This window comes from Streptomyces kaniharaensis (assembly GCF_009569385.1).
In the GTDB taxonomy this organism is placed as follows: domain Bacteria; phylum Actinomycetota; class Actinomycetes; order Streptomycetales; family Streptomycetaceae; genus Kitasatospora; species Kitasatospora kaniharaensis.
The window spans coordinates 2,618,881-2,631,708 of the sequence record NZ_WBOF01000001.1 but is presented as its reverse complement, the minus strand read 5'-3'; the positions used below and the strand labels follow the sequence as shown (position 1 = coordinate 2,631,708).

At 73.0% G+C, this 12,828-nt stretch carries 14 protein-coding genes; 7 read left to right on the top strand and 7 right to left on the bottom strand.

All coding sequences use genetic code 11. The features are described from left to right. Positions 1-3: 3 nt before the first annotated feature. The 4 genes from F7Q99_RS11985 to F7Q99_RS11970 all read left to right on the top strand — a co-directional run bounded on the left by F7Q99_RS11985 (position 4) and on the right by F7Q99_RS11970 (position 4,275). Entirely contained in the window at positions 4-993 is a 990-nt protein-coding gene (locus F7Q99_RS11985; RefSeq protein WP_230210588.1) for a T3SS effector HopA1 family protein, read from the top strand. A 47-nt stretch (positions 994-1,040) separates the two neighbouring features. Next, entirely contained in the window at positions 1,041-1,442 is a 402-nt protein-coding gene (locus tag F7Q99_RS11980) for a transposase (RefSeq protein ID WP_153461218.1), read from the top strand. Between the two features lie 215 nt (positions 1,443-1,657). Next, positions 1,658-2,902, top strand: coding sequence for a M16 family metallopeptidase (locus F7Q99_RS11975; RefSeq protein ID WP_153461217.1), 1,245 nt, complete (start codon positions 1,658-1,660; stop codon positions 2,900-2,902). Beyond that, positions 2,899-4,275 carry a M16 family metallopeptidase gene (locus F7Q99_RS11970; RefSeq protein WP_153461216.1) on the top strand — a complete coding sequence of 459 codons (1,377 nt, stop codon included), beginning with the start codon at positions 2,899-2,901 and terminating at the stop codon, positions 4,273-4,275. The genes F7Q99_RS11975 and F7Q99_RS11970 overlap by 4 nt, the downstream gene beginning before the upstream one ends. A 116-nt stretch (positions 4,276-4,391) precedes the next feature. Here F7Q99_RS11970 and F7Q99_RS11965 read toward each other — a convergent pair whose 3' ends face one another. The 3 genes from F7Q99_RS11965 to F7Q99_RS11955 form a co-directional block, all read right to left on the bottom strand. Continuing rightward, positions 4,392-4,583 carry an LxmA leader domain family RiPP gene (locus F7Q99_RS11965; RefSeq protein WP_153461215.1) on the bottom strand — a complete coding sequence of 64 codons (192 nt, stop codon included), beginning with the start codon at positions 4,581-4,583 and terminating at the stop codon, positions 4,392-4,394. Positions 4,584-4,685: 102 nt separating this feature from the next. Then, entirely contained in the window at positions 4,686-4,877 is a 192-nt protein-coding gene (locus tag F7Q99_RS11960) for an LxmA leader domain family RiPP (protein ID WP_153461215.1), read from the bottom strand. A gap of 102 nt (positions 4,878-4,979) precedes the next feature. Beyond that, positions 4,980-5,177 carry an LxmA leader domain family RiPP gene (locus F7Q99_RS11955; protein ID WP_153461214.1) on the bottom strand — a complete coding sequence of 66 codons (198 nt, stop codon included), beginning with the start codon at positions 5,175-5,177 and terminating at the stop codon, positions 4,980-4,982. Positions 5,178-5,625: 448 nt separating this feature from the next. Between F7Q99_RS11955 and F7Q99_RS11950 the strand changes: the two genes are divergently transcribed. Together F7Q99_RS11950 and F7Q99_RS11945 are read left to right on the top strand one after the other, a co-directional pair. Then, positions 5,626-6,555 carry a phosphotransferase gene (locus tag F7Q99_RS11950; protein ID WP_195911042.1) on the top strand — a complete coding sequence of 310 codons (930 nt, stop codon included), beginning with the start codon at positions 5,626-5,628 and terminating at the stop codon, positions 6,553-6,555. Between the two features lie 39 nt (positions 6,556-6,594). After that, complete coding sequence (locus tag F7Q99_RS11945) at positions 6,595-6,909, top strand: hypothetical protein (RefSeq protein ID WP_153461212.1); 315 nt, start codon at positions 6,595-6,597, stop codon at positions 6,907-6,909. An 85-nt stretch (positions 6,910-6,994) separates the two neighbouring features. Here the strand turns inward: F7Q99_RS11945 and F7Q99_RS11940 are convergent, their stop codons facing one another. The 3 genes from F7Q99_RS11940 to F7Q99_RS11930 form a co-directional block, all read right to left on the bottom strand. Continuing rightward, entirely contained in the window at positions 6,995-8,122 is a 1,128-nt protein-coding gene (locus tag F7Q99_RS11940) for a helix-turn-helix transcriptional regulator (RefSeq protein WP_153461211.1), read from the bottom strand. Between the two features lie 252 nt (positions 8,123-8,374). Further along, positions 8,375-8,689: a hypothetical protein gene (locus tag F7Q99_RS11935; protein WP_153461210.1), complete on the bottom strand. Its 315-nt coding sequence runs from the start codon at positions 8,687-8,689 to the stop codon at positions 8,375-8,377. Positions 8,690-9,115: 426 nt separating this feature from the next. Next, positions 9,116-10,591: an FAD-dependent oxidoreductase gene (locus tag F7Q99_RS11930; RefSeq protein WP_153461209.1), complete on the bottom strand. Its 1,476-nt coding sequence runs from the start codon at positions 10,589-10,591 to the stop codon at positions 9,116-9,118. A gap of 154 nt (positions 10,592-10,745) precedes the next feature. On the opposite strand from F7Q99_RS11930, the gene F7Q99_RS11925 reads away from it, so the two are divergent. After that, a complete protein-coding gene (locus F7Q99_RS11925) occupies positions 10,746-10,991 on the top strand; it encodes a DUF6269 family protein (protein ID WP_153461208.1) in 246 nt (81 codons plus the stop codon). 27 nt (positions 10,992-11,018) lie between these two features. On the opposite strand, the gene F7Q99_RS42520 is transcribed toward F7Q99_RS11925, so the two are convergent. Further along, on the bottom strand, positions 11,019-12,800 hold the full coding sequence (locus F7Q99_RS42520; RefSeq protein WP_153461207.1) for an AfsR/SARP family transcriptional regulator: 1,782 nt from the start codon (positions 12,798-12,800) through the stop codon (positions 11,019-11,021). Between the last annotated feature and the right edge of the window lie 28 nt (positions 12,801-12,828).

Sequence of the window (12,828 nt, the reverse complement as noted above, 5' to 3'; positions counted from 1 at the left end):
ACCATGTCGCTCGCGGACACCATGACGTCCGCACTGTCTCCGTCCGTCCGGGAACTGCTGGCGGCGGTGGAGGTGGCACCCGGGGGCTGCTCGGCCCGGGTGCTCGACCAGGAGCTGACCGCGTCGACCCCGCGCGACCTCCAGCACAAGCTGTCCGCCGCGTTCTACGACGCCTTCCACGCCGGGCGGGAGCCGATGTCCGGCGGGCAGCAGCGCACGCTGCGCGATCCGCGGCTGGAGACCCGGTTCGCGGCCGCGATGCCGCATTCGCACAGCCTGACCCGGGTCCGCCCGGTGGGCGCCGGCCCGAACGGCACGCGCGTCGTGGAGTACCACGGCGTCCGGGTGCTGCTGCCGGCCGCGGACCCGGAGGAGGCCGCGCCGGCCGAGTCCACCGGTGCCGGGCCCGTCGCGGTGCGGCTGCCCGCGGCCCGGCCGGCCATCTCCCCGGGCTACTTCATGGCGGACGGCTCGCGGGGCACGGTGGCCGGACGCCGCCTGCTGCGGGTGTACGTCCACCTGACGACCGTCGACGCGGCGGTGGAGGCCTGGCACCGGGTGCTCAGCGCGCTGGAGGACGCCGGCGTGCCGTTCCGCGCGAAGGTCGCCTCCTCCGAGAGGCTGCTGCCGCGCCGGGACGCGCTGGTGGTCTACCTCGGTACCGGTGCCTGGCACGCCGCCCGGACGGTGGCCGAGGCGGTCCGCGGACTGCCCGGAGTGGGCGACGAAGTCTCCCTGATCGCCGAGGAGTTGGCCCCCGGGGTGGCCGTCGCGTGGGAGCCGGATGACCTGCGGCCCGGCATGCGCAGGCTCAGCTTCGGCGAACACCGGGCGTCGGCGCTGGCCGAGGCCCTCGTGCACCACTCCCGGTCGGCCAACCCGGCCGGTCCGGAGGCGACCGTGCTGGAGACGTTCACGGCCGCCGGGATCGACCCCGCCTGCCCCGCTCGCAATCTGGACTCGCCGGTTCTGGGCCTTTCGGCTTCCGTCTGAGCGGCGATCCGAGTGCACCGGATCCGAAGGAACGGAGATGACTGGAGATGTCACGTCCCCCGGCCATGCCGGCCGAAGACAAACTGAAGATCATCCTCACCGTGCTCGGCGGCGGAACCTCGATCGCGGAGGCCGCCCGGAATGCCAAGGTCTCCGAGCAGTCGGTGGGGAACTGGAAGCGGCAGTTCATCGAGGGCGGTCGTCGCGGCCTGGAGGGCAGCGCCGGGCGCATCAACGACCGTGAGAAGGAACTCCAGGAGGAGATCTCCGAGTTGAAGACCGCGCTCGGCGAGGCGTACATCGAGCTGCGGGCCCGTCGACGAGTGGCGGACTACCGCCAGGTCCCTACCCGGCCCTTGAGGCGATTCGACGCGAGAGCGGTTTCACCATCTCAAGGTTTTGCCGACTCATGGGCATCCCCCGTCGTACGTACACCCGTTGGGCGATGAACCACCGGACCGTACCCCACGAAACCGCACCCGCACCCGCGTCCCAGGACCGGGCGTGACCGACGGGCCCCGCTCCGCACCGGGCGGGGCCCGCGCCTTTCCACCCACCAGGCCCCGAACCCGTGGCCACCGCACACCGGAGGCTGATCCCCTTGCACACGCCGGCGCTCCACCGGACGACGCTTCCCAACGGACTGCGCGTCCTCCTGTACCCCATGGGGCACATGCCCGCGGTCGGGGTCGGCGTCCACTACGACGTCGGCTTCAGGTCCGAACCCGAGCAGCGGACGGGCTTCGCGCACCTCTTCGAACACCTGATGTTCCAGGGCAGCGAGAGCGTCGCGCGGCTGGAGCACTTCCAGCGCGTCCAGGCGGCCGGCGGCACCGCCAACGGCTCGACCCACCAGGACTACACCGACTACTACCAGGTCGTCCCGGCGGCCGCGCTCGAACAGGTGCTGTTCCTGGAGGCGGACCGGATGCGGGCGCCCCGGCTCACCGAGGAGAGCCTGCGGACCCAGGTCGAGGTGGTGAAGGAGGAGATCCGGCTCAACGTCCTCAACCGGCCGTACGGCGGCTTCCCGTGGACCGTCCTGCCCGGCGTCCTCTACGACACCTACCCGAACGCCCACAACGGCTACGGGGACTTCCGCGACCTCGAACGGGCCACCCTCGACGAGTGCGCCGCGTTCTTCGACACCTACTACTCGCCCGCCAACGCCGTGCTGACGATCGCCGGCGACTTCGACCCCGTCGAGGCCCTCGCACTGGTGCGGCGCCACTTCGAGGACATCCCCGCCCGTCCGCGACCGGCGGCGGTCCCGCTGGCCGAGCCGCCGCTGACGGGCGCCCGCACCGGCGAGCACCCGGACCGGCACGCCCCCGCACCCGCCCTGGCGGCCGGCTACCGCATGCCGGACCCGGCCACGGAACTGGACGCCTACCTGGCCCAGATGCTGCTCTCGACGGTGCTCACCGGTGCGCCCACGGCCCGCCTGAAGCGCCGGCTGCTGCACGACACCCGGCTGGTGACGGACGTCAGCACCGGGTGCGGCCTGTTCGGTGCGCTGACCGCGCGGGCCCCCGACACCTTCCTGGTGGTGGCCACCCACGACGCCGCCACCGCGCCGGAGCGGATCCTGGACGTCCTCGACGAGGAACTCGCCGACCTCGCCGCCCACGGCCCGCGCGGCGACGAACTGACCTGCGCGGCGATGCGGGCGACGGCCGGCCTGCACCGCAAACACGACGGCCTGGAGGCCCGCACCAGGTCGCTGGGCGCGCTGGAGGTCCTCTACGGCCGCGCCGAACTGGTGGATCAGCTGCCGGACCGGCTCGCCGCCGTCACCGCCGATCAACTCGCCTCAGCCGCAGTCGCGTTGAGTCCGGACGCCCGGGCGGTGCTCCGGCTCGTGCCCACCTCCCGCCCCGCCGACCAGGAACTGGAGCCCGTCCTGTGATCGCCCAGACCCCGCAGCTCGTCCACCGCTCCGCGGCGCAGATCGCCCGCACCGTGCGCGGACCGCGTCCGATCCCCGACGTGGCCGCGCAACAGCCCTACCGGCTCCCACCCCTGGTGGACACCGTGCTGCCGAACGGGCTGCGCGTCATCTGCGTCCGCCAGCCCTCCACCTCGATGACCGAGCTGCGGCTGCGGATTCCCTGTGTGCCCCGCGGCACTGAAGCCCTGGCCACCGCCGAGGTCATGGCGGCGACCGTGCTGCGCGGGACCACCGGGCGCGATCACCGGGAGACCGACACCCTGCTGGCCCGCAGTGGCGCCACGCTGGACGCGGTGCGCAGCCCGATGTGGCTCAACCTCATCGGGTCGGCCCCCCGCAGCGGGCTGCCGGTGCTGCTGCAGGTGCTGGCCGACGCCCTGGCGGACGCCCGTTACGAGGCCGCCGAGGTCGAGTCGGCGAAGGGCCGGCTCGCCGAGCGCATCAAGGTCGTCCGCTCCCAGCCGCACGTGCTCGCCCAGGAAGCGCTGCGACGGCACTGCTACCGGGACGACCCGGCTGTGCAGGACACGCCCGAACCGGCCGCGCTGGCCGCCGTCACGCCCGCCGGCGTCGCGGCACTCCACCGGCGCGTCCTCACCCCGGCCGGCTCCTCACTGGTCCTGGTCGGCGACCTCGATCCGGAGCGGACGGTGGCCGAGGTGGCCGCGCTGACCGCGTGGTGGCAGGGCGGGCCGGCGGACCGGGAGCCGATCCGGGTGCCGGAGCTGCGGCCGGAGCCGGTGCGGCTGGTGGACCGGCCGGGGGCCGTCCAGTCGCAGATCCGGCTGGTCGCGCCCGGGCCGGCTAGGACGGATCCGTCCTTCGGCGCGATGAGCCTCGCGAACCTGGTGTTCGGCGGGTACTTCTCCTCACGCCTGGTCACGAACATCCGCGAGACCAAGGGCTACGCGTACCGGACGGACTCCCGGATCGAGGACGTCAAGGACACTCTGCGGCTGGCGATCGAGGCCGACAGCGCGACCGGGTACACCGCGGCGGCGCTTCGCGAGATCCGGGCGGAGCTGGCGCGGCTGGTGGACGGCCCGCTGCCGGCCGCCGAGGTCGAGTCGGCACGGCGGTTCCTGCTCGGGATGAGCATGATCTCGCTGGCGAGCCAGGCGACGCTGGCCACCAACCTCTCGTCCACGCTCGGCTTCGGGCTTCCGCCGCAGTGGCTCACTGACTTCCCGGAGACGGTCCGTACGGTCCGGCCGGAGGAGGTCGAGTCGGCCGCACACCGCTGGCTCGACCCACGGGCCTTCACCGGTGTGGTGGTCGGTGATCGGGAGGCACTGGCTCCCGCGTTGGCCGAGCTCGGCGCGGTCATCTAGCCGTTGACGGGAGTGCCGTTCATCCGACGGGAACGCCGCGAGGGCCGGTCGCGGGGGTCGACCGGCCCTCGTCGTTGGGGCGCGCAGCAGGTGCGCCCCACGTCTGTCGGGGCGGCTCAGCAGCCCCAGTTGGCGGTGGCGCCGACGGCGCCGCTGACCACGCTGACGGTGAAGGCGCCGCACTCGGGGGAGGAGGCGGTGACGATCGTGGGGGTGGTGGCCGGGGCCTCGGCGGAGGCGCTGGCGCCGACCTCCTGGGCGTCGGTGTAGGCGGTGTAGCCGGCGATGAGCTGGTCGGTGGTGTTCACGGCATCTCCTGAGGAGTTAGAGGGGGCGGCCCGGATGGAGCCGCGGTTGGTCGTGCCGGAGGGGCCTGCCTGCTGCGGGCCCCTCCTGCGGGAACGACTGGCTCAGCAGCCCCAGTTGGCGGTGGCGCCGACGGCGCCGCTGACCACGCTGACGGTGAAGGCGCCGCACTCGGGGGAGGAGGCGGTGACGATCGTGGGGGTGGTGGCCGGGGCCTCGGCGGAGGCGCTGGCGCCGACCTCCTGGGCGTCGGTGTAGGCGGTGTAGCCGGCGATGAGCTGGTCGGTGGTGTTCACGGCATCTCCTGAGGAGTTAGAGGGGGCGGCCCGGATGGGGCCGCGGTTGGTCGTGCCGGAGGGGCCTGCCTGCTGCGGGCCCCTCCTGCGGGAACGACTGGCTCAGCAGCCCCAGTTGACGGTGCCGGCGATCGAGCCGCCGATGGCGCTGCCGACGGCGGCACCGCAGGCGGCGGTCGAGACGGCGATGACGCTCAGCGCGGGGGTGGTCGCCGGGGCCTCGGCCGTGGCGCCCGCACCGACCTCCTCGGCGTCGGTGTAGGCGGTGTAGCCGGCGATGAGCTGGTCAGCGTTGTTCATGGTGTTCTCCGTCTTCGGGATCGGTAGTGGACGGCTCACGGAGGAGCCGGTGCGGCCGCCTTCGCTTCGCCCCGGGTGGGGCGTCGGCGGCTGCTGGGCAAATTTCTAACAGCTCTCGACCCCCGAAGAATGGCCCTTCTTTGGGGTCCGGATCCGCGACCTGCGCATCTTCCGGAATAATCACATTCACTGGCTCAGAAACGCGCCCGGGAATCTCGCGGAAACCATCCGCGGAGTCGCCCCGGTAGTCGTCCGTCAAGGAATGGCCCAGCCGGGGCGTCGGAATATTTTGCCATCGGCGAGCCGGTCGATCGGCCGCTCCTGCCTGGTGGTGGCCTGCTTCCGGTAGCTCCCGATGGATTCCCCATTCTTGTTCGCGCGAATCATGCTAGAAATGTCATCGCCGCCGGCCGTTCGGTGGCCTTCCGTTCGTCCTCAGGGGGTGAAAATGACCGACCAGGAAAACGGAACTCCGGTCGAGGAGTTCGACACCGGATTTCTGCGTACCGCCGTGTACCGGTCCGGTGCCGGATTCCACTGGAACCGCAGCCCCGGCGCTCTGCGGGCAGCCGTGCTCGGCGCGCCCTCGGGTCCGGTCCGAGCGGCCCTGGGCACGGTGGCGGGCGGGCTTTTGCCGGCGCTGCCTCAGGTGCGGGGCGAGGAACGCCGCTACCGCGTCCCGGCCCGTACGTCGGCGGCCGCGCTGCTGCTGCACCCGGTGTCGACGACCCGCACCGAGGCCCTGGTCCGCGCGCTTGCCGGGGCCGGCCGCACCCTCGCCCTGCTGCACGCCCTGGCTCTGCCCGGGGAGCAGCTGCCGCGGAACGGCCCGCCCGGGCCGGCCCGGCTCGATGCCTGGATGGGCACCGGCCACGGCCCCGGGGCGGCCCCGCGACTGTACGAGTCGCTGCGCGGTGTGCTCGGCCCGAGGCGCTGGGAGACCGTCCGGCAGTGGTGCGCCGGGCTTTCCGGGGGTTCCCCCGGGGACGTACTCCTGCACGGAGCACCCGGCCTCGGGTCGCTCATCGTGGACGGACGCACAGGAGCGGGCGCCCTGCTCACCGGTGAGGAGGTGTCCCGGGGGCCGGCCGGCTTCGATCTCGGCTGGATCCTCGGCGAGTTCACCGAGTTCCGGATGCTCCGGGAGCACTTCGGGGTCGGCTCGGACCCGGCCCGGCTGGAGGCGGCCCGCGAGGCGCTGCTCGACGGCTACGGGTCGCTGCCGGACGCACGGACGGTGTCCCGCACGTCGGTGCTCAGAGTTTTCACCCATGCCCACGACTTCGCCGCATACATGGGCTGGGACGACCAACTTCTCTTCTACGGACGGCAGATCGCCGAGCTCGTGGACGAGGAGTGCGCCGTCCCGGCGCCCTGACGGTCAGTTTGATAGGTTGTCTGACACAAGGAGTTGATCATGTTCTCTTCCCGTGAAACCCACTTGGTCGTCCTGCGTGAGCTGGACGTCGTCCGTACCGCCCTGCGCGAGGCGCTGGCCGCTGCCGGCCCCGACGAGCAGCGCGGCCTTGAGCGCGCGCTGTCGGTTCTCGACGGGCTGAGCGGCAATGAGCAGCAGCTGAAGGCGAAGTGGGTCGTCGGCCTGCTGCAGCACGCGGGCATCGACCCGCGCACCGAGGAGATGAGCGCCGTCCGCGAGCTGCGTCGCGCGATCCCCGGCCTCGGCCTCGCCGCCGCCGTCGACCTGGTCAAGCAGGCCAACGCGGCGGTCTGACACGCCGGTTGTCCGCCGGGCCCGATCGCTGAGTCGATCGGGCCCGGCGTCTTTGCCTTCGGCGTTGACGTGTGTGCTCCAGGCTTCAGGCGACTCCCGGGTCCTCCAGGCCGATCGCGGCGCGGGCGAGGTATCCGGCCTGGAACCTGCTCTCCGCACCCAGGATCTCCATGATCTCCGCGATGTGCTTCCGGCAGGTCCGCAACGACATGCCGAGGCGCCGCGCGATCACCTCGTCCTTCAGCCCCTCGGCCAGCAACCGGATGATCGCCTCCTTGATCTCCCCGGCCGCCGGAGACCTGCTGAAGCGTGCGGGGGTGTAGTGGTCCGCCTGCGACCACCACTGATCGAACACCGTACACAGGTATCCGACCGTCGAGGGATCGCGGATCACCACCGCGGAATCGGGATCGTCCTGATGCGGGATGAACACCACCTCGCGGTCGAAGGCGATCATCCGCCCAAACAGCTCGCTGGTCGTGCGCACCTCGGCCCCGACCTGAGTGATGCGTTCGACGTACTCCTGCGTCGGTGCGTGATGCCGGGCCGTGTGCTGGTACAGCGTGCGCATCCGCACCCCGCGCCGGATCATTGTCAGGTCGCGGGTGTACGCCTGCTCCAGTAGGTGGGGCGCCCGGCCGCCGCCGGGCTGACAGGTGAGCGCCTCCTCCCGGCACCGGGCCGTCGCGTCCGCGATGAGGTCGATGACCGTGCCGAGCTCGCGAACCTCGTCCAGCCCCGCGTGGTCCCGGGCGCGGCTCTGGGCGTAGACCTGGCCGAGCAGCGCTAGCTCGCCCCGGACGCGCTGGGTGTCCGCGAGCCGCCGACGCAACTCGCTCTCCAGCGGCGCGACCAGTCCGGCCGCGGCAACGTCGGGATTGACCGGCACGAAGCGCGCGATCCCGTCCGTCCCCGCCGGCAGCGGACGCAGCAGGTGCATCCGCTCCAGCCGCCGGACGGCCGCGCCGACCAGCTCCTGATCCATTCCCAGCGCCTCGACGGCGTCGCGTGGGTCGAGCTGGCCCCGGCCGACGGCCAGATGGAAGAGCCGGATGTCGTCCTCGCTGAGGGAGTCGAATTCGGCCAAGTCGGTTTCCGGCTCTGCATGGCCATCATGCATGTCGAGTCGCAATGTGGTTCCCCCGTGCCCTGCTGTGGGCCTGTGCGTTGTGGTGGTCACGCAGATGCCGGTGTACCCCGGACCGGCACCCATAAGCTGCCATTTTGCCTGGTTTATCGTACCAAGCGATACCGTCGCATCACGCTGTGCGACCGTCAGTCTCCGTTTCGGGCCGGTGTGTTCACGGCGACGGGCGCGACGGCGCGCGGGCGGAGCTATTACGAGAGCCAGTGGCTTGATAGCGACTTTTAGGTGACGCGGGAGGAACTCCGATTCCGCCTCGTCGCCAAGCGGCCCGCGCCCGCTGCTGCCTGACCGAGATCAACGGATCGACGAGCCACTCACTCAAGCCGTGGGCGGCCAAGCGACCAGCCGCAGATCCGCAGGATTCGGATTCCGGCCCAGGCACCGCAACGTGAGTTGCCTGCCACGTAGCCGAGGGGTCCAACCGTGGTGGAGCAACGCATCTCGGACGGCGCCGGCAACCAACCCGGGTGCGACCACCACGCCGTGCTCGACCCACGTCACCATGCGCTGTCCATCAACGTCCGCATGCAGGACAACGATCGCCAGACCGGGCTCGTCGTTGGGCGCGACTACCCAGCGATAGCGTTCCCCGTCGACGACAATGACCCGCGTGCCTTTCTTCGCCATGGCCATGTGGCGCAGCCTTTCAGGTGCCGCACCACAGCACCAGCTGGTACGCGCAGGTCGGCGGTATGGCCCCTGCCACGGCGTCGCGGAACATGGCGATGGCCGGCCTTCAGCTCGACCGGCCTCCCACTCCTGACGAATACGTGGCCCTCGGCCATGCCGAAGGAGGTCCGTTCGCCCGGTTCGGCTTCGACGCTGAGCAGTTCGTCGAGTTCCTGGAGGGCTGCCGCGAGTCGGGGGCGTTGTGCGCGTGGACGGCTGGGTGGGGCCGGCCATGGAAGTGCTCGGGGTTAGGGGGCCGTTCGGCTGCCGGCCGTGATGCATGCGCCACCCGAAGCCCACCTTCCCCCGGCCCGTCCGCGGTCGGCGGAGCGTCAGGTGAAGACCTGGCGTGGGGTCGGTGTGCAAGGGGTGGGAGCAGGCGACGGAGTGTCAGGTCAGGGCAGGGCTCGGGAGGGACTGGGTGGTGGAGAGGTAGATGTGGGCGTCGGGGAGGGTCTCCAGCAGGGTGCGCTGGTGGCGCTTGATGCGGGTGAAGGCGTCCTCGGCGGCGCGGACGGCGTGGGGGTGGTGGGCCAGGGACGGGGGCGGGTTGGCGGTGTGCGGGCTGAGGGTGGTGAGGAGGGTGCGCAGCGGCAGGTCGTCGGGGGTGGGGGCGAGGCCGGTGGCGTGGGCGTCGAGGACGGGGCGCAGCTGGTCGGGGTGGGGCGCGGGCGCGGCGTAGGGCGAGGTGATCCGGCGGAGTCGGGCCAGGTCGAGGGCCTGCTCGTGGAGGGCGGCGGCGGTGGCGTTGAAGCGGGCGGCGGGGGTCTCGCGGCCGGCGAGTGACGGCAGGTCGCGGATCAGCCGGTCGAGCAGAGTGAGGGTGGCGGCGTGGTCCTCGTCGAGCGGGTCGGCGGAGGCGGCGGCGGTGCCGAGGGCCAGGCAGTTCCTGACCCAGCTGCGGCGCAGCCGCCCGGCGGGGGTGGCGGTGTGGGTGACGACGGCGCCGGCGGGGGTGCGGAGGATGCGCTCGGCCTCGGCGGGGGTGGTGCGCGCGCTCGCGTAGACCAGGCCGATGGTGTGGCGGCCGGGGAGCGGGCGGCGCCAGAGGTGGCCTTCGGGGCGGGTGGTGACGGTGGTGTAGGGCTCGATCCCGTGGCGGGCGGTGTCGTGGGGGAGGGTGACGGTGGCGGTGCGGTCGGCGGGGAGGCGGTCGCCGGCGGGCTGGAAGGGTTCGCCGAGGATGCCGGCGAGCAGGCGGGCGGCGCGGCCGGTGCAGTCGACGAATAGGTCGGCCTCGATCCGGCCGCGGGTGGTGTGCAGGGCGGTGACCATGCCCGTCCCGTCCCGGTCGGCGCCGAGGATCTCGGCACTGTGCAGCCGTACGCCGCAGGTCTGGACGGCGGTGCGGCGCAGGAAGTGGGTGAGCATGGCGGTGTCCGCGTGCCAGCCGTAGGGGAACGCGGTGCGGCCGTCGAGCCAGCGCGGTGACTTCCCGGCGTCCAGCAGCGGGGGGACGACGGAGCACGCGTGGTCGACGGGTTCCAGGGTGTGGCCGGTGCGGCGGCGGAGCTGCCAGAAGTCGGTGAGCGGGAATCCCTCGCAGTCCTGGCCGCCGGCGGGGTTGGGCAGGTAGACCGCGTCGGCGCGCCAACCGACGTACCGGGTGGCCGCGTTGAAGGAGGCCGACGCGGCGCGCATCCAGATGTTCTCCGGTGTGCCGAGGCGGTCGAAGAGGTCGCGGCGGAAGGCCGGGGCGAGGGCGGTGACCTGGGCGGACGGGCGTTCGGCGGTTTCGACGACCGTGACGCGGACCGTGCCCCGGAAGGCGGAGGCCAACCGGGCGGCGGCGATCCAGGCGGTGAGCGTGCCGCCCGCGATGACGATGCTGTCGAGAGGGGCGGGCAGTTCGGCGCCGGTGGTCATGGGGGCAGCGTGGAATGCCGGTGCATATCCGGGCTATGGGCGGTCTGTATTTCCCGTGAAAGGCGGATCGGAGGGCGAGTAGAGGCGGTGGTTCCAGCCTGTGGGTGGGGGCCGGAAACGGTCCGACGCCACCGACGGAACGGAACGAGGAACGATGTTCGAGGAAGCCAAGGTCGAGCACCCGCTCGATGTCCTGACCGAGATCGAGAACACTGCGGCAGTGGATCAGGACCTGTTGCTGAAGGAGAACGGGACTCCGTGGGCCGAGCTGCTGGCGAACTACGTCGACGTGCTGAGCGATCTGGCCGTGCACGGGTCCGCGACGAACGGGCCGACGAACGGGTACACGGTGCGGTACGGGCTGGACGAGGGCCACGCCGGCGGGTGTGGCCGAGGGTGAGCGGACCCGCGTCGGCCTGAGGGGGGATCAGGCCGCCGCGGGTCGGGCCACCGGGACGGCGGAGCGGCCGAGCAGCCCGACCAGGGGCAGCAGCCGGTAGCGCGCGTGCGGGTCGACGCCGGAGCAGGGCTCCAGCAGCCGGGCGTCGGCGAGCCCGTCCAGGACGTCCTCGGCGTCGTCGAGGGGGAGATCGAGCAGGGCCGCCGCGTCCGCCGGGGTGAGCACGGCGAGGCCGGCGGCGGCCAGGACGGCCAGGGCCTGGGCGGCCGGGCCGTCGAGGACCTCCAGGGCGGGGCGCAGCGCGGCGGTGATGTCGAGGCTGCCGATGCGCAGTTCGGCGAGCCGGCGGTCGTCGTCGGCCAGCCGGTCGGCGAGGCGGGCCGGGCGCCAGTGCGGACGGTCGGCGAGGCGGACGGCGGCGATCCGCAGGGCGAGCGGGAGGCGGTCGCAGTACTCGGCGATCCGGGCGACGGACTCCGGGTCGGCGGCGAGCCGTTCGGTGCCGGCGATCGAGGCGAGCAGCCGGGTGGCCTCGGCGGGGCTCATCGGGCCGAGCCGGACGAGCCGGGCGCCCTCCAGGGTGGCCAGGGCCGGGCGCAGGCCGGTGACGAGGGTGCGGGTGGCGCCGCCGCCGGGGAGCAGCGGGCGGACCTGGGCGTCGTCGGCGGCGTTGTCGAGCAGGACGAGCATGCGGCGGCTGGCCAGGAGCGTGCGGTACTGCTGGGCGCGTTCGTCGAGGCCGCCGGGGATCTGCCCGGGGGCGGCGCCGAGGGCGCGCAGGAACCAGCCGAGGACCTCCCGGGGAGCGCGCGGGGTGCCCTGGGGGGTGCGCAGGTCGGCGTAGAGCTGGCCGTCGGGGAAGGCGGCGCGGGCCTGTTCGGCGGTGTGCAGGGCGAGGGCGGACTTGCCGGTGCCGGGGGCGCCGGTGACGGTGACGTCGCGGTCCTCGTGCAGGGCGTCGAGGACGAGCCGCAGTTCGGGCTCGCGGCCGGTGAAGTCGCGGGGCGCGGCCGGGAGCAGCGCCGGGCGGGTGCCGGGAGCGGCGGTGACGGCGGTCCGCTCGGGGGCGGCCGGACCGGCGAGGGCGCCGGTGAGGATCTCCCCGTGCAGGGCCCGCAGTTCGGGGCCGGGGTCGATGCCCAGCTCCTCGGCGAGGATGCGCCGCGCGTCCTCGTACTGCGCCAGCGCGTCGGCCTGCCGCCCGGCGCGGAACAGCGCGGTCATCAGCTGCCCGCGGGCCCGCTCGCGGACCGGGTGCTTGGTGACGTGCCGGGTGAGCGCGGGCAGCAGCTCGTGGTGCCGGCCGAGGGCGAGGGCGGCCTCGGTGTGGTGCTCGATCGTGGCGAGGTGGGCCTCGGCGAACTGGGGGCCCTCGGCGGCGGCCAGGTGCTCGGTGACGTCGCCGAGGGCCGGGCCGTGCCAGAGCGCGAGCGCGTCGGCGAGGTGGCGTTCGGCCTCGGGGTAGCGGGCGGCCTGCAGTTCGGCGCGGCCGGCGTCGGCCAGCTCGCGGAAGCGCTCCCAGTCGACGGTGGCGCCGGCGGTGTCCATCCGGTAGCCGGCGCCGTGGCGGTGCAGGCCGTGGCCTGCGCCGAGCCGGGTGCGCAGCCGGGAGACGTAGGTGTAGAGCTGGTTGGTGCTGGTGGCGGGCGGCTGCCAGCCCCACAGCAGGACGGTCAGCCGCTCGTCGGTGACGACGTGGCCGCGGGCGAGCAGCAGGGCGGCCAGCGCGGTGCGTTGCTTGGCGCCGTCGAGGTCGACCGGACGTCCGTCGATCTCGGCCGACACCGGCCCGAGCAGCTTGAAGTCCATGCCCGCCCCCCACCGCCGCCACGGCCCG